We start from the raw sequence: 20837 nt of genomic DNA, 5'->3' as shown, positions 1-20837 counted from the left end.
TTATGGAAACAACTATTGATCAAAAATATACATCCAAGGATTTTACAAGTAATCAAGAAGTAAGATGGTGTCCTGGTTGTGATGATTACGTGATTTTACGTACGATGCAAAAAGTACTACCCGAAATGGGTGTTGCCAAAGAAAATGTTGTGTTTGTCTCAGGAATTGGATGTTCCTCCCGTTTCCCGTATTATATGGAAACCTATGGAATTCACAGTATTCATGGTCGAGCTCCCGGAATTGCTACAGGCGTAAAATTGGCCAATCCAAATCTAAGCGTTTGGATTGCTACTGGTGACGGTGACGCAATGGCTATTGGAGGAAATCACTTCATCCATGTTTTGCGTAGAAATATTGATTTGAATATTATTTTATTCAACAATGAAATTTATGGTTTGACAAAGGGACAATTTTCGCCAACCTCATTAATTGGACAAAAAACAAAATCTTCTCCTTATGGCAATACGCAACCTCCTTTTTCACCTGGCGAACTGGCGTTGGGAGCCCAAGCGCGATTTTTTGCGAGGGTTGTGGGGAATAGTCCAAAAGAAATGGGACAAATTTTCATAGAAGCGCACCAATTTAAAGGAACATCTTTGATTGAAGTTTTGCAAAATTGCGTGATTTTTAATGACGGTTGCTATGATCAAATCTCAGATAAAGAAGTGAAAGAAGACAAACAAATCTTTCTGGAACATGGAAAACCGATGATTTTTGGAAAAAACCGTGATAAAGGATTAGTGTTAAACGGACTGAAATTAGAGGTTGTAACCATTGGCGAAAACGGAATAACCCAAGAGGATATTTTGATTCATAATGCCAAAGAAAAAGATACAACACTTCACCACATGTTGATTAAGTTGGAATATCCATTGGCAACAGGGGTAATCAGAAGTTTTGATGATGTAACTTTAGAAGAAAGAGAAGCAGCCTTAACTGCTCAAGTCAAAGCAAATTCTCCCTTCACGAAAACGGATGATTTATTCTTTTCGGGTGAAACATATGAAGTAAAATAATAGAACAAACGAATTAAACTTTATAAATATGGGTTCAGAAGCAATAATAGTATTCTTGTTAGCCGGAATTGTTTTGGTTGCAGGTGCTAATTTTTTATCAGACTTAATTTCGCCAAAATCCGATAATACACAAAAACGGGAGCCTTACGAAAGCGGAATGACAACCATTGGGCCTACCTGGGTTCAATTTAAAGTGGGTTATTATTTATATGCCATTTTATTCTTGATTTTTGATGTGGAGGTAGCATTTTTACTTCCATGGGCAGTAGTTTTTCAAAAAATAGGAATGGTTGCATTCGTTGAAATTATCATATTTCTAGTCATACTGGGATTAGGTTTAGCCTATGCCTGGAAAAAAGGAGCATTAAAATGGGAATAAACAACATACCGGAAATCCCTGCAGATTTCCCAGGAAAAGTTATCCCTGCAGGAAATGGAGCCAATGTGGTCATCACTTCATTAGACCAAATTATAAATTGGGGACGATCTAATTCTCTTTGGTCTCTGTATTTTGGAACCAGTTGTTGCGCCATAGAAATGATGCAAACAGGAGCCGCTCGCCATGATTATTCAAGATTTGGTTTTGAAGTTGCAAGACCTTCACCCAGACAAGCCGATTTAATCATTATTGCGGGGACTATCGTCAATAAAATGGCACCAGTTTTACGTCGTTTGTACGATCAAATGGCCGAACCCAAATATGTAATTGCCATGGGAGCTTGTGCTATTTCTGGAGGGCCTTTTTATTATAATTCCTATTCAGTAGTGAAAGGAGCAGATCATGTTATTCCTGTAGATGTTTACGTGCCTGGCTGTCCTCCTCGTCCTGAAGCTTTATTGGAAGGGATGTTGATGCTTCAGGCAAAAATTAGAACAGAGAGTATGAAAAATAAAACATATCCTATTGACGGCTTTGATGAAGGGCTTTAATAATGAAGATTATGACAAACGAAGCATTACAAAGTTTAATAAACAGTTGGAATCCTGATCCGATAACCAATGGTTTGGAATTTACCGAAGAGAAATCACAGTTTTTGAATATCACCGTTCAGCCGGAACGACTTCATCAACTAATGGTTCAGTTGAAAAGCAATAGTGAAACGAATTTCGATTATCTGTTTTGTTTAAGCGGTGTGGATTGGGAAAAAGAGATGGGTGTTGTTTATCATTTAGAGTCCACCTCTCACCGTCATATTATTGTTGTAAAAGTAAAAACGGAAGACAGAGAAAATCCAACTTTTGACACGGTTTCTGATATTTGGCCTACAGCCGAATTCCATGAGCGAGAAGTTTTTGATTTCTTCGGGATAAAATTCAACAATCATCCCAATTTAAAAAGACTCTTTTTAACTGAGGAATGGGATGGGTTTCCGCTTCGAAAAGATTATGTGGATGAAATTAATATGATCATCAAATAAGGAAATATGGATGCAACTACTATAATCAATAACCTTAAATCCGAAGAGTATTTTATCAATATGGGACCGCAGCATCCCGCAACACATGGTGTTTTGCGTTTGTTGTTAACTATAGATGGTGAAATAATCAAAAAAGTGGAACCCGATTTAGGATACATTCATCGTTCTATTGAAAAAATATGTGAGCACGACAGCTATCAACAAATTGTGCATTTAACGGATAGAATGGATTATTTATCCGCTCATATCAACAATGAAGCAGTTTGTCTTACGGTTGAGAATGCTCTTCAACTAGAAGTTCCCGATCGTGTAAAAGTGATTCGCACCATTATAGCCGAATTAACCCGAATCGCTTCCCATACGTTATGGTGGGGAGTTATGGGGATGGATGTTGGAGCTTTGACCACTTATTTTTATGGATTCAGGGATCGCGAATTGATTAACGATATTTTTGAAGAAACCTGTGGAGCTCGTTTGACAATGAATTACAATGTTCCTGGAGGATTAATGTTTGACATTCATCCCAATTTTGTAAAAAGGGTTAAAGAGTTTATTGCCCATTTTAAAACAAAACTTCCGGAATACGACACGCTTTTGACAGGAAATATCATTTTTCAAAAAAGAATGAAAGGAATTGGTGTTTTGACAAAAGAGGATGCTATTGCATTTGGGGCTTCAGGGCCAGTAGGAAGAGGATCAGGATATTCCTGTGATGTTAGAAAGCACCATATATATAGTGCTTATGATAAAGTGACTTTTAACGAAGTATTGAAAACAGAAGGAGACACTTTTGCGCGATACCAAGTTAGAATTCAGGAAATGTGGGAGTCTATGTCCATTATTGAGCAATTAATTGATAACATTCCCGAGGGTAGCTATAAAGCAACAACCGATGCAGTAATCAAATTACCTGCCGGAGAGTATTATCAAAAGGTAGAAACTGCCAGAGGAGAATTGGGCGTTTTTATTATAAGTACAGGAACAAAAAATCCCTATCGATTAAAATTTCGTTCACCAGGATTTTCAAACTTATCACTATTGAACCATATTGCCGTTGGTGGTAAAATAGGGGATTTGGTAGCAACAATGGCAACTTTAGATCTTGTAATTCCAGATATTGACCGATAAATTCCATACTATGTATATAGCAATGAACATCACAAAAAATATTCACGAATGGCTTTTGGCTATACTTCCCGAAACAGCGGCAAGTATTGTAGAAATGACGTTAATAGCTTTGGTTTATTTGGCTTTTTTTGCAATTGCTGGATTATTTTTGGTTTTGCTTGAAAGAAAAGTTGCAGCTTGGTTTCAGTTACGACTTGGTCCGAACCGAGTAGGTTTTCATGGATTGATGCAAACTATTGCCGATGCCTTAAAATTAGTGTCCAAAGAATTGACGGTGACGATCAAAGCCGATAAGTTTTTATACAATTTAGCACCTTATTTTGTAATTGTAACCGCATTGATGGCTTTGTCACTTTTTCCTTTTTCTAAAGAATTACAAGCTTTTGATATCAACATTGGTATATTCTTTTTGATAGCGATATCATCGATTGGAGTGATCGGCATATTATTGGCAGGTTGGAGCAGCAATAATAAATTCGCGATGATTGGTGCTATGCGTAGCGGAGTTCAAACCATTAGTTATGAACTTTCGGTTGGATTATCATTAATGACTATGGTTTTGATGACTGGTTCACTTCAGCTTTCTGAAATAGTTGAAGTTCAAAAACACGGATGGCTTATTGTTCAAGGACATATTCCCGCAATAATCGCCTTTATGATTTATATGATTGCAGGAACTGCCGAAACCAACAGAGCGCCTTTTGATTTGGTTGAAGCTGAATCCGAGCTTGGTGCCGGTTTCCATACCGAATATTCGGGAATGAAGTTTGCCTATTTCTTTTTGGCCGAGTTTATCAATATGTTTATTATTTCGGCTATTGCCACAACCGTTTTTTTTGGAGGTTATTTATCTCCATTCGGGATAACCGAATCGATTCCTTTATTGGGTGTATTTTGGTTTTTGGCAAAAACCTTGGTACTCATTTTTTTAATGATGTGGTTCAGGTGGACGTTTCCGAGATTAAGAATTGACCAACTCCTTGTTTTGGAATGGAAATATTTACTTCCGTTAAACTTAATGAACTTAGTATTAATGGCATTGATAGTGTTACTTAAATTAACCATTAAATTTTAAGATTATGAGTTATTTTTCAGATATATATCATGCAATAGGTTCGCTTCTTACAGGAATGAGTGTTACCGGTAAGTATTTTTTGCATGCAAGAAAAGGAGCTATAACACAAGAGTATCCTGATAATAGAGCTACTTTAAAAATGTTTGATCGTTTTCGTGGCGAAGTAGTAATGCCTCATGATGAAAATAATCAGCACCGTTGTACAGGTTGCCAAAAATGCGAACTGGCTTGCCCAAACGGAAGTATCGAAATTATTTGGGATAGACAAATCGATCCGGAAACCGGTAAAAAGAAAAAATTGATAGACCAACACATTTATCATTTAGGCATGTGTACCATGTGTGGACTTTGCATTGAAGCCTGCCCGACAGATGCCATAAAATGGGCTCAGAATTTTGAGAATTCCGTTTATGACAGAACCTACCTAACTCGAGTATTAAACAAACCAGGATCACGCGTGGTTTCTGGTTTAGAAGATTAATCTTATGGAAAAAATTGTATTTTATATTTTGGCACTACTAATGATTGTTTTTGCAATTGCTTCTGTAACCAGTCGTAAAATGCTTAGATCAGTGGTTTATTTATTATTTGTATTGATTGGGATAGCGGGAATTTATTTTTTAATCGATTATAATTTTCTGGCAGCAATTCAGCTTACCATATATGCAGGAGGGATTATTGTTTTGGTAATTTTCTCTGTTTTGTTGGTTCACCATATCGAAATGGAGCTTGAATTGGCCAAAATTTCCAAGCAAATTCTAACTGGAGTTCTTTGTTTATTTGGACTTGGTGTTTTTCTGGCAACAATTTATTCCTATGATTTCAAAGTTGTGGAAAATTATAAAACTACCACAGTTGCTGATATTGGCTCGGGTCTTTTAAGCTATGATCGAGGAGGTTTTATTTTGCCCTTTGAAGTAATCAGTATCTTGTTATTGGCTGCTATGATTGGAGCCATAATTATTGGAAAAGGAGATAAACTAACCCAAAAAGATGAAACAATATGATAGCCGGAATTAGCATTTACGAAATTCTTACCCTTACTTCAATTTTGTTTTTTATTGGAATTTATGGGTTCATTACCAGAAAAAACCTGATTTCGATTTTAATTTCTATCGAATTAATTTTAAATGCTTCGGCGATAAACTTTGTTGTCATCAACAAGTATTTATATCCTGAGGTGCTACAGGGGGTTTTCTTTTCGATTTTTATAATAGCAGTTGCCGCTGCCGAAACGGCTCTGGCAGTAGCAATTATTATTAATCTGTATAGACAAATCAGTTCTGTTGAGGTAAAAGACACTGAAATCATGAAATATTAATATTCTAAAGATATGGATATAACTTATATAATACTCATTCCGTTGATTCCATTTAGTGTTTTCTTGCTTTTGGGTATTTTCAATCAACAAATTAAACCAGCGATTTCCGGATACATTGGCGTGATCGGATTATCAATTTCGGCGTTATTGTCGTATTATGCGGCTTATCAATACTTTTTTGTCTATGGAAAAGTCGATGAAGTTTATCAAACTTTTGTTAAAAAAACAGTTTGGATGAATTTTACCGATACGCTACATATTGATATGGGAATCTTGGTAGATCCCATATCAGTAATGATGTTGGTCGTGGTTTCGACCATATCATTGATGGTTCATATCTATAGCCGTGGTTATATGAAAGGAGATGATGGCTATACTAAGTTTTTTTCCTTTCTGTCGTTGTTCACCTTTTCAATGTTTGGGTTGGTATTGGCGACAAATCTTTTTCAAATTTATATGTTCTGGGAGTTGGTGGGTGTTTCTTCTTATTTATTAATAGGTTATTATTACACCAAAACTTCGGCAATAGCAGCGGCCAAAAAAGCCTTTATTGTAACTCGTTTTGCTGATTTTGGTTTTCTAATTGGAATTCTAATCATTGGATATTATACTGGAACATTTGATTTTGAGACATTAAATAATCCTGAAGGCAGCGCTATTTTAAATTGGGCATCTACTTCTTATATGGGATTGTCCGTAATCACTTGGGCATTATTGTTGATATTTATGGGGGGGGCGGGTAAATCGGCCATGTTTCCTTTACACATTTGGTTACCTGACGCAATGGAAGGACCAACTCCAGTTTCAGCTTTAATTCACGCAGCAACCATGGTTGTGGCTGGTGTGTATTTGGTAGCTCGTCTGTTTCCGATGTATTATTTTGTTGAAGATGGATTTGCTTTGAAGATTGTAGCTTATGTAGGGGCATTTTCTTCCTTGTTTGCGGCAATAATTGCGGTCACACAAACCGATATCAAGCGGGTTTTGGCTTTTTCAACCATGTCTCAAATTGGTTATATGATGTTGGCACTGGGTGTTTCCGGTTATAAAGGCATTGAAGGTGTCGGTTATATGGCTTCTATGTTTCATTTGTTTACCCATGCGATGTTCAAAGCTTTGTTGTTTCTCTGCGCTGGTTCTGTTATACATGCTGTTCATAGTAATTATTTGAAAGATATGGGCGGATTACGAAAATATATGCCAATTACCAATATTACTTTTTTAATTGCCGCTTTGGCAATATCCGGAGTACCACCATTTGCTGGATTTTGGAGTAAAGATGAAATTTTGGTTGCGGCATTCGAGAACAATAGATTGCTTTATTATGTGGCATTATTTGTGGCAGGATTAACCGCTTTTTATATGTTCCGACTCTATTTTGGAATATTTTGGGGAAAAGAAACTAAATACGAACACATACCACATGAATCACCGCTGTCAATGACTTTTCCTTTATTGTTTTTGGCTTTTATGAGCATTGTGGCAGGATTTGTTCCTTTTAGCGAATTGGTCACTGCTGATAAAATTGGTTTTGAAGGACATATGGATTATCCTCTAGCAGTTGTTGCTGTTGCTATAGGATTAACAGGAATTATTATTGCTTGGCTTTTTTATAAAAAAGAAAATGATTTGGCAGCGATATTTTCTTCCTTCTTTGGAATATTTTACAAATGGACGAGCAACAAATTCTATTTTGACGAAATTTATTTATTTGTAACCAAAAAAATAATTTTCGACCATGTTTCTACACCAATTGCCCGATTCGATAAAAAGTATGTTGACGGCACGATGGAAGGAATCGGAAATAAAACAGTATTGATTTCCAATAAAATTAAAGGATTGCAATCAGGGAGATTGCAAGATTATGCCTTTTTCTTTGTGGGAGGGGTTGTGGTTTTGGCATTGGTTTTTATTTATATATGGACAAATTAATATAAGGACTATGGATATTTTATCACTTTTTGTCATTGTTCCCGTACTAACAATATTGGCTTTGGTTTTTACCAAAGACTTGAAACAAGCACGAATAACCGCAATGATTGGCAGTTTGGTTCAATTGGGAATGGCTATCCACTTGATTTTTTCTTATTTCGAAGAAAGAGCCGTTAATAAAAGTATTATGCTTTTTACCCAAGACAGAGTTTGGTTTGAGCATTTCAACATTCATTTTGCCACAGGAGTCGATGGAATTTCGGCAGCTTTATTGTTATTGACATCCATCATAGTTTTGGCCGGTGTTTTTATTTCATGGAAAATAGATGATTTGCCCAAAGAATTTTTTATTTCACTTTTGGTGCTGGCCACTGGAGTATATGGATTCTTTATATCGATTGATTTATTCACGATGTTTGTCTTTTACGAAATTGCCGTAATACCGATGTATTTACTAATTGGAATTTGGGGTTCTGGTCCAAAGGAGTATTCAGCAATGAAATTAACGCTAATGTTAATGGGGGCTTCGGCTGTTTTGTTGGTTGGAATTCTCGGAATTTATTTTAACTCAAATGCGAATGGTGGTGCTTTGACTTTCAATATTTTGGAAATTTCCAAAGTTTACATTCCATTTGTGGCCCAGAAATTATTTTTTCCGCTTACTTTTATTGGCTTTGCCGTTCTTGGCGCATTGTTTCCGTTTCATACTTGGTCACCAGACGGTCATGCTTCGGCACCCACAGCGGTATCCATGTTGCACGCAGGAGTTTTGATGAAATTGGGAGGCTATGGAATTTTTAGAATCGCCATGTTTTTATTACCCGAAGGAGCAAAAGAGTGGTCTTGGTTTTTTATCATATTATCTGCAATAGGAGTAATTTATGGTGCATTTGGTGCTTTAAAACAAACTGATTTGAAATACATCAATGCTTATTCATCCGTAAGTCACTTGGGAATGGTATTGTTTGCTTTGTTAATGCTAAACAAAACCGCTTGGAATGGTGCCATTTTACAATCGCTTTCCCATGGTTTTATGACAGCATTATTCTTCGCTTTAATCGGAATGATATATGGCAGAACTCACACTAGAGACATCACTAAATTGGGAGGTTTACTAAAAGTGATTCCTTTTATATCCGTTATTAATGTAATTGCGGGATTAGCGTCATTGGGTTTGCCTGGATTTAGCGGCTTTGTTGCCGAAATGAACATTTTTGTAGGGGCTTTTCAACATGATGAATTGTTTTACAGAGTAGCCACCATAATTTCGGTATCGGCAATTGTTGTGACAGCGGTTTACATTCTTCGGGTTCTGGGAATTATGCTGATGGGGCCAATTAATAATGCTGAATTTTTAGATTTACCAAAAACAACTTGGTATGAAATAACAGGTATTTTGTTATTGCTTATTCCGATGATCGGAATGGGAGTAGCCCCACTTTGGCTAAGCGATATGATAATGGCAAGCATACAACCGTTTATAAAAGGAGTATTAAAATTCTAAAATTGACATCAAAATGGACTTCAATAGTTTTATAATACTGAGACAGGAAATTCTGTTACTGGCAATTACACTTGGGCTAGTTGTAGGTGAAATTTTTATTCCTAAAAACAAAAAAAGGTACATCGTACATTTGGCATTATTCCTATTTGGGATTCATACTATTGTGGGATTCTGTAACATTGAGGAGAGTAGCTTGTTTGGTGGAATGTTTCGTACCAATAATATGATTCATCTCTTCAAAAATATTCTTAATGTTGGTGTATTTGTATTGTTGCTTCAATCGGCAGATTGGATTCAGGAAAAAGTTATAGGGCAGAACAAAGGGACAGAGTTTTTCATCCTGATGTTTTCTTCGCTTTTAGGAATGTATTTTATGATATCGTCCGGTGATTTTCTGATGTTTTTTATTGGATTGGAATTGTCTACTTTGCCTGTAGCGGCGCTGGTAGCACTTGAAACCTCCAAAAGAATTTCGAGTGAAGCAGGTGTCAAGTTCATTCTTTCGGCTGGATTGGCTACTGGAGTTTCCTTATTTGGGATTTCATTATTATATGCCGCAACAGGTTCCATTTATTATAATGATGTCATGACGACTTTAACATCAAATAATTTGACATTATTAGGTTCAATCTTGTTTTTTTCAGGATTGGCTTTTAAAATATCTTTAGTTCCATTTCATTTTTGGACTGCTGATGTATACGAAGGAGCGCCCATAAGTACAGCTTCCTATTTATCCGTAATTTCAAAAGGAGCAGCTGTGTTTATTTTGATGATTTTACTGTTTACTGTTTTAAAACCGTTGATGCACATTTGGCAAACTATTATTTATGTAATTGCGGTAGCCACAATGTTTATTGGAAACCTATTTGCTTTGCGCCAACAAAACATGAAGCGTTTTTTAGCCTTTTCATCGATTGCCCAAGCAGGTTTTATTTTACTGGGTTTGATTTCCGGAACTCAATTAGGAACGGCAACTATTGTTTATTTTGTCTTGATTTATATATTTTCAAACTTGGCGGCATTTGGAGTAGTTCAAGCCATTTCCTTACAAACTGGAAAAGAGAATAGAGACGATTATAATGGTTTGTACAGAACCAATCCGAACCTAAGCTTGGTGATGATGTTGGCTTTGTTTTCATTGGCTGGAATACCGCCTGTGGCAGGATTTTTTGGTAAATTTTTTCTTTTTGCGGCAGCGGCAAGTAAAGGATATTACTTTTTGGTGTTTTTGGCGGTAGTCAACGTAACAATATCACTGTACTATTATTTATTGGTGATCAGAGCCATGTTCATTCGAAAAAGTGAGGATCCGATTCCGTTTTTTAAAAGCAAAATTTATATGCGTTTGGGATTAATAATTGCTGTAATTGGTATTCTGGTTCTTGGTTTATACAGTCCTTTATACGATTACATATTTGAATTAAGTACCATTTTTAATAAATAAGTTATGGCAACATTAGAGGGGAAACATTTATTTGGAAGCATCGGAGAAACTAGAGTTACTTTTGTAGAAAAAAATGTTACTGAAGAGCGTAAAATTTTCTTGCAGCAACTCTTGGAACACAACGGTTTTGAAGTTATTATTGATGCAGAAAGCAAAAAATCAGAAGAAGGTCCACAATTGTATACTGTGGCGGTGACTGATATGGTTTTTAATCCTACGGTTGCTATTTTTGAGCGTAAACTTAAAACATTGGACGGGCACAAAGTAACCCAAGATTATTGGTTTCAAAGAACTAAAGACACGAACCCACAATATTGGAAAAATTCGTAAAAATCAATTTTTTAAATTTAATTGTATTCTTCATTTTGTATTTTAATTGCATAAATTGCTGTAAAAACATTGGATTACTATAAAATAACACCTTTTTTTACTTGAGGTTGATAATAATTATCATTAAGTGGGAAAAGTTAGTATCTTAGTAAATTATAATTTATGAACAATAAAATCCAATCTATGAGTAGGGAAGCAGCATTAGAAAAATTAAAGGATATCGTAAAGCCCTATGTTCAAAATCAGGAGGCTTTCGATTCTCTCACAGAAGAAACGGACTTTATAAATGATTTGAGGATAAATTCGGCAAATTTAGTTGATGTTATTTTAGATATTGAAGAGAAATTTGATATCATCATTGATAATGAATCAATGGAGAAAATGGTCAATGTCAAAGCGGCTATCAGTATCATTGAGACTGAATTGTCCAAAGAATGATAGGTAACGATATTGTTGATCTTGATTTGGCTCGAAAAGAAAGTAATTGGCAACGAAAAGGTTTTTTGGAGAAAATTTTTTCTTTGGAAGAGCAATACTTAATCCATAATGATTCAAATCCAGAAATCATGGTTTGGAATTTATGGAGCAGGAAGGAGGCAGCTTATAAAATATTCAATCGCAATACCGGAATTAGTGGCTATTTTCCTTGGCGATTAAATTGTAGTTATGAAGACTTGAATTCAGGAACTGTAATTGTTAGTGACTTTGTTTTTCATACCCAAACACAAATTACAGACTCTTATGTTTATTCAATAGCCGTCTCTGATATAGGTCTATTTAATAAAATATCGGTTCTAGAAACTTTAGAAAATATAAAAAAAGAGAATAGAATTCCTTATACTTTGGACGTAACTTCAAATAAAATGATCCCAGTTTCTATAACTCACCATGGGCGTTTTCAAAAGATAATAACATTAAAGTAATTCTATAAAACTATTTAATCCCAAGTCTTGTTTTCAATTTTAAAAATAGTAAAGCTATAGTGTAAGCGTCTTCAGATGGAGATTTTCTGTAACTTTTAGGAAGTTTAAAAAGATCTGATAATTCATCCAATGAAAATTGTTTGTCGTTAATGTCCATTAATTTTCTATACATGACATCAATATCCAATGCTTCATTTTTTAATCTACCACAGCCCAATCTTACCAAAGCGCTATTAATCATATCAACATCAAAATCAACATGATGTCCAATTAATACTGCATTGCCAATATAATCGATAAAAGCATGAATCGCCTCTGGTTCGCTCAATTTTTTCATTTTGCTCTCCAGAATAAATTCATTGGATAAACCATTATCATGAAAATATTTATATTGCAATAAAATAGATTCAAAACTATCTCCTATATGAATCTTATTGTTTACAATGGCAAAGGAGCCAATAGATAAAATTACGTCTTTATCAGGATTCAAACCAGAAGTTTCTGTTGTGAATGCAACATAACGTCTTGATTTATGTTCAAACTTAGAAAGGTAAGTTTTCCAGAAATCAGGATATTCTTTATTTATATTTTTAAGCCAATCGAGCATCATTATGAAAATTGCGTTAGTTTGAAATTACTTTTAATTAATTCTTCTAGTTCTTTCATTGGGGCTAATGCGTTTTTTAATTTTTCTTTGTCTAATTTGGTTAATTCACTAATATTGATATACTGTCCTGAATTTTCATTTTTTAACCCTTCGTTCACTCTAAATTTTGACAAAATTAAAAATGCTTCGGCACAATTTAAATAAATATCTGAATTTTTCGAATCAATAATAGCCAATTGTTTAAAACGTAAATAGGTATTGTTTAAACCTTTGATATTGAAATGCAACGCAAATAATCTTGCGCCATCAATTAATGGCATTAAGGCTCTTGTTTTTATATCAAATTTATCTTTATTCGGCTCGTCTTCTTCCAATACAAATTTCTTGAAAAAAGTAAGTGGCGAATTTTTCCTTAAAGCATCATTACCCAAGAAATCAAAAAATAAGGAATTGTGTTCCAAATTTTTTAGAATGACATTTTCGATAGCTTCGAAAATCTTTTTTTCTCCAAATACCAGTTCTAGGTCAAAGAATATACTACTGAGATCATTACTATTTTCGCCAGGAGTATTCATCCAGCTATCGTATTGTTTGGTCCAGTCTGTCAGTGATTTACACCAGAGCATATTGCTTGCCATATGACCGTTTGGACATAATTCGTAGCCAACTTTTTCGAGTGTTGCAGTTGTTTTCTTTGCTAGTTTTAAAAAATAATCTCTAACATCTCTATATTTATCAGGCATTACGTCTTCAAATATCAATAAACTGTCTTGATCAGTAAGAAGCAATTGTTCTTTTCTACCTTGACTTCCTATACTTAACCATGCAAATCGGGCCGGAGGAGAACCCAAATCTAAAATTGATAATTCTACTGCACGCTTTAGAATAGCAGAATTAATCTCACTGGCTATATTGTTTATATTTGAAAGCGGAATGTTCTTATGAATTGAATTCTGAATCAATTCCGTCAATCTTTCTCTAAGCTGTTTTAATTCTTTTGCATTGGAAGATCTTTTGATTTCTTTAATCAAAACACCGGGATTATTGGCTTGGGCGATAATTAAATCGTGTTCCGAAATCACACCTTTAACAGCGGATTTGTCAGTTCCGTCTAAAGTTACGCACAAATGGGTCACATTATTTTTTAACATCATTAGTTGTGCTTCTGCCAAAGATACATTTTCGACAACAGTTACCACAGGAGAAGACATAATTGCTTTCATGGTGACGGTTAATGGAAATTGTCCAGTTGCAATTTTGGAGCACATATCAGTATGCGTTACGATTCCAATAGGTAAAAAATTTTCACAAATTATGACACTGGTGGAGAGATTTTCAGTCATGCGAAACGCAATGTCTTTGGCTGTTTCATCAATAGTTGCAGTAAGTGGTGATCTATTGTAGGTCAACGATTGAAAATACTGCATTTCGGATTTTTGGTCAACATAAAAGACATTATCAGTTGACAATTTACCTCTAAGATTTTCTTTGTCTTTAGGATTCCAAGTGTTAGTAGCAAAACTTTCCAACAGAAAATTTAAAACATCCGGATTATTGGCAACAAAAGGTCTGAAAGTTGCTATAGGTATAGCATAAACAATACTTTCTTCACGAGCCTTGGCTGTCATCATGTAATTGTTTTTGGCAAAAAAAGGTCTTAATCCCAATACATCACCAACATGACATTTATTCAAAAGTGTTTCTTCAGCATCAGCTATAACAGACAAATGGATTACTCCAGATGCAACCACATAAAAACAATCGTGTAATTTGTCATTTATTTGAAACAGAGTTTCATTTTTTTCCAAATTCAAAACCCGGATACTTGTGGCGATCGCTGATAGTTCTTGGAAAGTCAAGTTGTCAAATGGCGGGTATTCTTTCAAAAATTCAGCAATATGTTCGGCAATTGTATTCATAGTTTTGTTGTAAAGTAATGCTTGTAAAAATAATAAAAATAGGTTGCAAAATGAAGCCTTAAAAACTAAATTTCATAAATTGTAGTATAGTTAAAATTTTCATAAAATACTATGTAATAGTACAATATTGGCTATGATTATTTAAATTTAATGCTAAATAAAGATATAAACTATGAAAATTTTAAAATTCGCTCTTTTGGCAATAATAACATTCCTTGCCATTTCTGTTGCAACTGCCCAAGAGAAGCCCAAGAGTCCCGCTGAAAAAGTGAGTGGAATGATAAACGGTGCAACGATTCAAATTAATTATGGAAGTCCTTCCGTTAGGGGAAGGGAAATTTGGGGTAAATTAGTACCTTTTGGTGAAGTTTGGCGCGCCGGAGCCAATGAAGCTACAACTTTTGAAACAAATAAAGATCTTTTAATTGAAGGTTTAAGATTGCCTGCAGGTAAGTATTCTTTTTTTGTTATTCCAAGCCAAACCGAATGCGTAATTATTTTTAATAAAGAACCTAAACAATGGGGAGCTTATAAATATGATGAAAGAAAAGATCAACTACGCGTCAAAGTGAAACAGCAAATTGCTGATTCAAGTACTGAAAAATTGACATATATTATTAATGCAACTGATGTAGAACTAGTTTGGGAAAAATGGATTATAGGTTTTAGCGTTAAATAATTCAACTCACAAAAAAAACATATTTGATTGATTAAATTGTTTTTTTAATGCAAAAAGCATCACAATTTGTGATGCTTTTTTTTCTATTTAAGTAATTTTAAAGGTAGATTTTTAATCGGTTAATTATTTAAAACCCAATTTATCATAAATAAAAAAGTTAATGCTATGTTAACTAGAATGAAAATGTTTATTTTTGGCTAAAACAAATGCTATTTATGGTACCAAAGCTACTTTTTTCAGACCATTTTAAATTGGTTACTTATCTAAGTTTTTGTATTCTTTTTTTCTATTCCATTGATATTAATGCTCAATGTGCTGGAGATGATGGTATAAAAGATGTTTGTAATATTCCTGACCCAAGTAGTTCAGTTGTAGATCTATTTAGTGCATTAGGAGGATCTCCTCTTACTGGAGGTACTTGGAATGACGATAATAATTCTGGAGGTTTAGACCTGAATACGGGAGTTCTAAATGTGCAGAAAATTAAAAAAAGTGGTATTTATAAATATACTTACACAGTTCCCGGTATTACAGGATGTGGCGATAACACCGCGGTGGTAACTGTAACAGTAGGGGGTTATACGGGAGTTCCTGCGCCCAATGCGTCTATTTGTAGTTCTGAAACAGCTTATAATTTATTTCAAGTTTTTGAGGGATTGCCTAATTTATCTCCTCAAATCGGAGGGCTTTGGCATGACAATGATAACTCGGGAGGACTAAACCCAAATGCGGGAACATTAAATGCATCAGTTCCTACTCCTAATGATACATATTCTTATAATTATAGCATAGATGCAATTGGCTCATGTCCCGCACCACCACCAGTTCAAATTTTTGTATCCATTTATCGTGCTCCAGAACCAGGAAAAGCATCTAATTTGCTTTTATGTTCTAATCAATTAGGGGGATATACGAATTTTGATTTAAATTCACAATTAGCTGGGGCTGATCCTGGAGGAACTTGGTCAGAATCTGGAACTTCGGAAATAAGCAGTAGTTTAGATTCCAATATTGATATTCAAAATATTTACAATACAAAAGGGCCAGGTGCTTATAGATTTACATATACTGTAATTTCAAATAATACGGTTTGTATTAATGAGTCCTCGAGTGTTGATGTTATAATAGAAAAACAGTTGGATTTTACTGGGTCAACATTAGAGGTAAGTTCAGATATTTGTGAGGATAAGATTCCTACAGCTAGCTATACAGGAATTCTAAAACAAGGAGCACAATCTATTCCAAATGGAGTTTATGATATTGTCTATACCATATCTGGGGTATCTTCCCCATTGATATCAAGACAAAATTTTGTCAACGGTGTTTTAATATTCCCTATACCTTCAATAAATTTCCAACAAGCTAAAGATTATACAATACATATAATAAAAATTACTGATGCAAATAATTTTGAGATTTGTAATTATAGTTTAGGAATAATTGAAGATGTTTTGCATATCTATCCCATTCCTAAAATTGATGCAGCAACACTTACAATTTCTCCAGTTTGCCAAAGCTCAGATGCATTGGTGAATTTTTCTGGAACGTCCAATCTTGCAGATGGTAATTATGATATTCTTTATAATTTAAGTGGCGGCAATATTCTAAACGGAATACCAGCTTTTCTTAATGTAATAGGAGGACTATCGTCTTTTAGCATACCTGCAGCTTTTATTCAAAAAGTAGGTACGACCACCGTTACAATTGCCCAAATTACAAATCCTACTACCGATTGCACAAATATATCAACACTTAAGCAAGATTTTACAGTAAATCCTTTGCCTGATGTTAGTAAATTAGCAATAACAATTAAAAACGTATGTCAAGGTCAATCTGCTAGAGTTGAATTAAAAGGCCTAGGGACCTTGACAGCTATTGATATTAATTATTCACTTTCGGGAGTAAATACCTTAGATGCACAAACCATTCCGTTGACCGTATTAGCAGGTGTAAGTAGTTTTGTTATTCCGGCAACCGATATTCCTATGGTAGGAACAACAACTTTTACCGTATCAGTTATAACTAATACTGTAACTGGTTGTACATTGTCTTTCAATAGGAATGTTGATTTTATAGTAAATTCAATACCTAATATTCCAACAGCGGCCGATGTTCAGTCATTTTGCACTGCGGACAATGCAACTGTGGCCAATTTAAAACCACAAGGAAGTAAATTCCAATGGTTTGATTCGGTAACGAGCACCGTACCATTAATTGCCACCACTCCCTTAATTGTTGCTGATTATTTTGTAAAAGAAGTGAATGCATCAACGGGTTGCGAATCTAGTTTGAAAATGGTTAGTGTGCTTATTAATGAAACTCCAGTTATAAACGACGCTACATTAATAATTTCACCAATTTGCCAAACCTCAGATGCTTTTGTAGGTTTCTCTGGTACTTCTAATCTTGCTGATGGAAATTATGATATTCTATATGATGTAAGTGGTGCTAATATAGCCTTTTCGATTCCTGCTGTTTTGAGTATTACAGGTGGATCAGGTTCTTTTATCATTCCAAGTTCATTGATTTCAATTGCTGGAAGCAATACACTCTCGATTATAGAAATCAATAATTCTGCTACGCAATGTTCCAGTACATCTACCCTTAAACAAGATTTTATTGTAAATCTTTTACCAGATGTGGCCAATTTGATAGTAACAACTAAAGATGTTTGTCAAGGTCAATCCGCTAAAGTAGAATTAAAAGGCTTAGGAACTTTGACATCTATTGAGATTAATTATACCCTTTCGGGAGTAAATACCGTTGGTGTTAAAACTATTCCGTTAGCAGTTGTAGCTGGTGAAACTAGCTTTTTTATCCCTGCAACCGATATTCCTATTGGAGGAATAACAACTTTTACCATAACCGATATAACCAATACTATAACTGGTTGTACTTTGGCTATCAACAATAAAACGAATTTTTCAGTAAATCCGATACCTAATACTCCCGTTGCAGTTGATATTCAGACATTTTGTACTGCAGACAATGCAACTGTAGCTAATTTAATGCCACAAGGAAATCAATACCAATGGTTTGATATGGCAACAAGTACAGTACCATTAATTGCTACTACTACCTTAATTACTTCTGATTATTTTGTCAAAGAAGTAAATGTAACAACAGGATGCGAATCTAGTTTGAAAGGGATTAGCGTAATTATCAACGCTACGCCTGATATAAACGACGCAACATTAACAATTTTGCCCATTTGTCAAGGCTCTGATGCTAGTGTTTTGGGATCGACCAGTCTTATGGATGGGAATTATAATATTCTCTACAATCTAAGTGATAGTAATATAGTAAATGCGGTTTCTGCAAATGTAATTGTTACAAGTGGCTTATTTTCATTTCCAATACCTTCCAATTTAATTCCGAAGTCAGGCAATACCACAATTGCAATTACTAGTATTATAAATCAGTTGACAAGTTGTGCAAATGTATCAAATCTAACAAAAGTTTTTGTTGTTAATCCATTGCCTGATGTATCCAACATGGTTGTCACTGTCAAAGATGGTTGTTTGGGACAAGATGTTAATGTTGATATTGCTGGATTGGGGACTTTAACGAATATTTCTTTGAATTATGCAGTAACAGGTGCTAATACAATAGTATCTCAAACTGTTTCTTTGTTAGTAGTGGGTGGTAACACTAACTTTTTAATTCCCGCTGCTAATCTTTTGAGTACTGGAGAGAACACGTTAGCCATAACTGATTTAACCAATATTGGAAATAGTTGTTCTACTATAATAAATTCGGTTTCCCAAAAATTTACAATAAATGCTATTCCAAGCAGCCCAACTGCAGATAATCATCAACCGTTTTGTGAAACAGAGCTTGCTACAGTAGGCAATTTAGTTCCAAGCGGAAATCAGTACAAATGGTTTGATACTCCGATAAGTACAACACCTTTAAATTCGAATGTACTTTTGGTAACTGCAGATTATTATTTAAAGGAAGAAAATCTAACTACTGCTTGTAGATCTCTTCCTACTCCAATTAGTGTTTTAATAAATGTTGTTCCTACTCCAGTTTTAAAATCAAATGGGGAAGATTTTTGCGGTGCTGATAAGCCAACAATTCAAAATTTATCCAATAACACGATAGCATCAGGGAATTTAAAGTGGTATGATGCAGCAATAAATGGAATCGTACTGACAAATACCCATTTACTAGCAGAAGGAGTTACCTATTATGGTTTTGATTATGATACAGCTGCACAATGTTATTCAAGTCCTTTACCAGTAGCGGTTTCTCTTACCGACTGTACTGTTACTCCAGATGACTTAGCTATTCCAGATGGATTTTCACCAAATGGAGACGGTGTGAATGATACATTTCAAATTGTGGATATCGAATTTTTATACCCAAATTATACATTAGAAATTTTTAATAGATATGGAAACTTATTATTCAAAGGAAATATAAACAAACCTGCATGGGATGGAAAAAATTCCAATTCAAGTTTTATTGATGGCGATGCGCCAACAGGAGTTTATTTTTATATTATCAATTATAATAAAGAAAACTTACCTCCAGAACAAGGTCAACTTTATTTAAACCGATAATTCTAATTTTTTTTACTTATAACTATATTCAGATGAAGAAAATAATACTCTTTGTGTTTTTTTTCCTTTCCATACTAAAGGTAATCGCTCAGCAAGATCCTCATTTCACTCAGTATATGACAAATATGAGTGTTGTAAACCCTGCTTATGCAACAGCAACCCCAGCTATTCTAAATTTAGGAAGTTTGTATCGTTACCAATGGTCAGGAATTAAAGGAGCTCCCAAGACGCTTACTCTGTTTGCCCATGCACCATTAAATGAAAAGGTAGAAGGTGGATTTTCTTTAATTTCGGATGATATTGGGGATGGAGCCAAGAAAGAAACCAATTTTTTTGCCGATTTTGCCTATATCCTTAAATTGAATGAAAAACAAAAACTTTCGTTTGGACTAAAAGCTGGATTTTCTTCAATAAGTACCAACTTTAATGGTTTTCAATTGAATAGTGGTGATGCAACTACCGATTTAGCATTTGCCGAAAACACAAATGCAACTGCTCCCAATATTGGAGTTGGTGTCTATTACTTTACCGATAAATACTATATAGGAATCTCAACTCCAAATTTTCTTTCAGCTGAACATATAAGAACATCTAGTGACGAAATTAATTCTTTTGGAAGCCATAAAATGCATACCTATTTAACAGGAGGTTATGTTTTTGATATCAATGAAACATTTAAATTAAAACCTGCAGCAATGGCCATATTTGTTGAAGGAGCGCCCGTTTCTGTAGATTTAACGGCTAATGTATTGTATAATGAAAGGTTTGAACTTGGAGCTGCCTATCGATTTGATGATTCGGTTAGTTTATTAATGAATATAAATGTAACGCCCAATTTACGAATTGGTTATTCCTATGATTACACCATCTCAAATCTAAGTCAATTTAATTCCGGTTCACATGAAATTGTGCTATTATATAACTTGGATTTATTAGGCAAAGGATACGATAAATCACCTAGGTTCTTCTAAAA

General features: G+C 34.6%; 20 protein-coding genes. 18 read left to right on the top strand and 2 right to left on the bottom strand.

Annotated elements, in window-relative coordinates; genetic code table 11:
* Positions 1 to 2 precede the first annotated feature (2 nt).
* The 15 genes from KZH69_RS14985 to KZH69_RS14915 all read left to right on the top strand — a co-directional run bounded on the left by KZH69_RS14985 (position 3) and on the right by KZH69_RS14915 (position 12091).
* Positions 3 to 1016 (top strand): 2-oxoacid:ferredoxin oxidoreductase subunit beta, encoded by a 1014-nt coding sequence (locus KZH69_RS14985; RefSeq protein ID WP_219318288.1) that lies wholly within the window; start codon positions 3 to 5, stop codon positions 1014 to 1016.
* 28 nt (positions 1017 to 1044) lie between these two features.
* Complete coding sequence (locus tag KZH69_RS14980; protein WP_219318287.1) at positions 1045 to 1395, top strand: NADH-quinone oxidoreductase subunit A; 351 nt, start codon at positions 1045 to 1047, stop codon at positions 1393 to 1395.
* Positions 1386 to 1946: an NADH-quinone oxidoreductase subunit B gene (locus KZH69_RS14975; protein WP_255558137.1), complete on the top strand. Its 561-nt coding sequence runs from the start codon at positions 1386 to 1388 to the stop codon at positions 1944 to 1946. Before KZH69_RS14980 ends, KZH69_RS14975 begins: the two co-directional genes overlap by 10 nt.
* 11 nt (positions 1947 to 1957) lie before the next feature.
* On the top strand, positions 1958 to 2434 hold the full coding sequence (locus KZH69_RS14970; protein ID WP_219318286.1) for an NADH-quinone oxidoreductase subunit C: 477 nt from the start codon (positions 1958 to 1960) through the stop codon (positions 2432 to 2434).
* A gap of 6 nt (positions 2435 to 2440) precedes the next feature.
* Positions 2441 to 3562: an NADH-quinone oxidoreductase subunit D gene (locus tag KZH69_RS14965; RefSeq protein WP_219318285.1), complete on the top strand. Its 1122-nt coding sequence runs from the start codon at positions 2441 to 2443 to the stop codon at positions 3560 to 3562.
* A 22-nt stretch (positions 3563 to 3584) separates the two neighbouring features.
* Positions 3585 to 4637 (top strand): NADH-quinone oxidoreductase subunit NuoH, encoded by a 1053-nt coding sequence (gene nuoH, locus KZH69_RS14960; protein WP_255558136.1) that lies wholly within the window; start codon positions 3585 to 3587, stop codon positions 4635 to 4637.
* 4 nt (positions 4638 to 4641) lie between these two features.
* A complete protein-coding gene (locus KZH69_RS14955) occupies positions 4642 to 5118 on the top strand; it encodes a 4Fe-4S binding protein (protein ID WP_219318283.1) in 477 nt (158 codons plus the stop codon).
* A 4-nt stretch (positions 5119 to 5122) separates the two neighbouring features.
* Positions 5123 to 5644: an NADH-quinone oxidoreductase subunit J family protein gene (locus KZH69_RS14950; RefSeq protein WP_219318282.1), complete on the top strand. Its 522-nt coding sequence runs from the start codon at positions 5123 to 5125 to the stop codon at positions 5642 to 5644.
* Positions 5641 to 5958: an NADH-quinone oxidoreductase subunit NuoK gene (gene nuoK / locus KZH69_RS14945; RefSeq protein WP_219318281.1), complete on the top strand. Its 318-nt coding sequence runs from the start codon at positions 5641 to 5643 to the stop codon at positions 5956 to 5958. The genes KZH69_RS14950 and nuoK overlap by 4 nt, the downstream gene beginning before the upstream one ends.
* A gap of 12 nt (positions 5959 to 5970) precedes the next feature.
* Complete coding sequence (nuoL, locus tag KZH69_RS14940; protein WP_219318280.1) at positions 5971 to 7890, top strand: NADH-quinone oxidoreductase subunit L; 1920 nt, start codon at positions 5971 to 5973, stop codon at positions 7888 to 7890.
* Positions 7891 to 7900: 10 nt separating this feature from the next.
* Positions 7901 to 9394, top strand: coding sequence for a complex I subunit 4 family protein (locus tag KZH69_RS14935; RefSeq protein WP_219318279.1), 1494 nt, complete (start codon positions 7901 to 7903; stop codon positions 9392 to 9394).
* Positions 9395 to 9407: 13 nt separating this feature from the next.
* On the top strand, positions 9408 to 10838 hold the full coding sequence (locus KZH69_RS14930) for an NADH-quinone oxidoreductase subunit N (RefSeq protein WP_219318278.1): 1431 nt from the start codon (positions 9408 to 9410) through the stop codon (positions 10836 to 10838).
* A 3-nt stretch (positions 10839 to 10841) separates the two neighbouring features.
* Entirely contained in the window at positions 10842 to 11168 is a 327-nt protein-coding gene (locus KZH69_RS14925) for a hypothetical protein (protein WP_219318277.1), read from the top strand.
* 183 nt (positions 11169 to 11351) lie between these two features.
* The gene (locus tag KZH69_RS14920; protein ID WP_219318307.1) at positions 11352 to 11606 is read left to right on the top strand and encodes an acyl carrier protein; all 255 of its coding nucleotides are present in this window, start codon (positions 11352 to 11354) and stop codon (positions 11604 to 11606) included.
* Positions 11603 to 12091 (top strand): 4'-phosphopantetheinyl transferase family protein, encoded by a 489-nt coding sequence (locus KZH69_RS14915; RefSeq protein WP_219318276.1) that lies wholly within the window; start codon positions 11603 to 11605, stop codon positions 12089 to 12091. The genes KZH69_RS14920 and KZH69_RS14915 overlap by 4 nt, the downstream gene beginning before the upstream one ends.
* 10 nt (positions 12092 to 12101) lie before the next feature.
* On the opposite strand, the gene KZH69_RS14910 is transcribed toward KZH69_RS14915, so the two are convergent.
* Both KZH69_RS14910 and KZH69_RS14905 read right to left on the bottom strand, forming a co-directional pair.
* A complete protein-coding gene (locus KZH69_RS14910) occupies positions 12102 to 12701 on the bottom strand; it encodes a 3'-5' exonuclease (RefSeq protein ID WP_255558135.1) in 600 nt (199 codons plus the stop codon).
* Positions 12701 to 14617, bottom strand: a complete 1917-nt coding sequence (locus tag KZH69_RS14905) for a DUF294 nucleotidyltransferase-like domain-containing protein (RefSeq protein ID WP_219318275.1) — start codon at positions 14615 to 14617, stop codon at positions 12701 to 12703. Before KZH69_RS14905 ends, KZH69_RS14910 begins: the two co-directional genes overlap by 1 nt.
* A gap of 172 nt (positions 14618 to 14789) precedes the next feature.
* Here KZH69_RS14905 and KZH69_RS14900 point away from each other — a divergent pair, with 172 nt between their 5' ends.
* The 3 genes from KZH69_RS14900 to KZH69_RS14890 all read left to right on the top strand — a co-directional run bounded on the left by KZH69_RS14900 (position 14790) and on the right by KZH69_RS14890 (position 20835).
* Positions 14790 to 15296: a DUF2911 domain-containing protein gene (locus KZH69_RS14900; RefSeq protein ID WP_219318274.1), complete on the top strand. Its 507-nt coding sequence runs from the start codon at positions 14790 to 14792 to the stop codon at positions 15294 to 15296.
* A 215-nt stretch (positions 15297 to 15511) separates the two neighbouring features.
* Positions 15512 to 19864, top strand: coding sequence for a T9SS type B sorting domain-containing protein (locus tag KZH69_RS14895; RefSeq protein ID WP_219318273.1), 4353 nt, complete (start codon positions 15512 to 15514; stop codon positions 19862 to 19864).
* Positions 19865 to 19896: 32 nt separating this feature from the next.
* The gene (locus tag KZH69_RS14890) at positions 19897 to 20835 is read left to right on the top strand and encodes a PorP/SprF family type IX secretion system membrane protein (protein WP_219318272.1); all 939 of its coding nucleotides are present in this window, start codon (positions 19897 to 19899) and stop codon (positions 20833 to 20835) included.
* The last annotated feature ends 2 nt before the right edge of the window (positions 20836 to 20837 follow it).

The organism is Flavobacterium taihuense, from assembly GCF_019351435.1.
In the GTDB taxonomy this organism is placed as follows: Bacteria; Bacteroidota; Bacteroidia; order Flavobacteriales; family Flavobacteriaceae; genus Flavobacterium; species Flavobacterium taihuense.
This window is presented reverse-complemented; position numbering and strand designations above follow the sequence as displayed.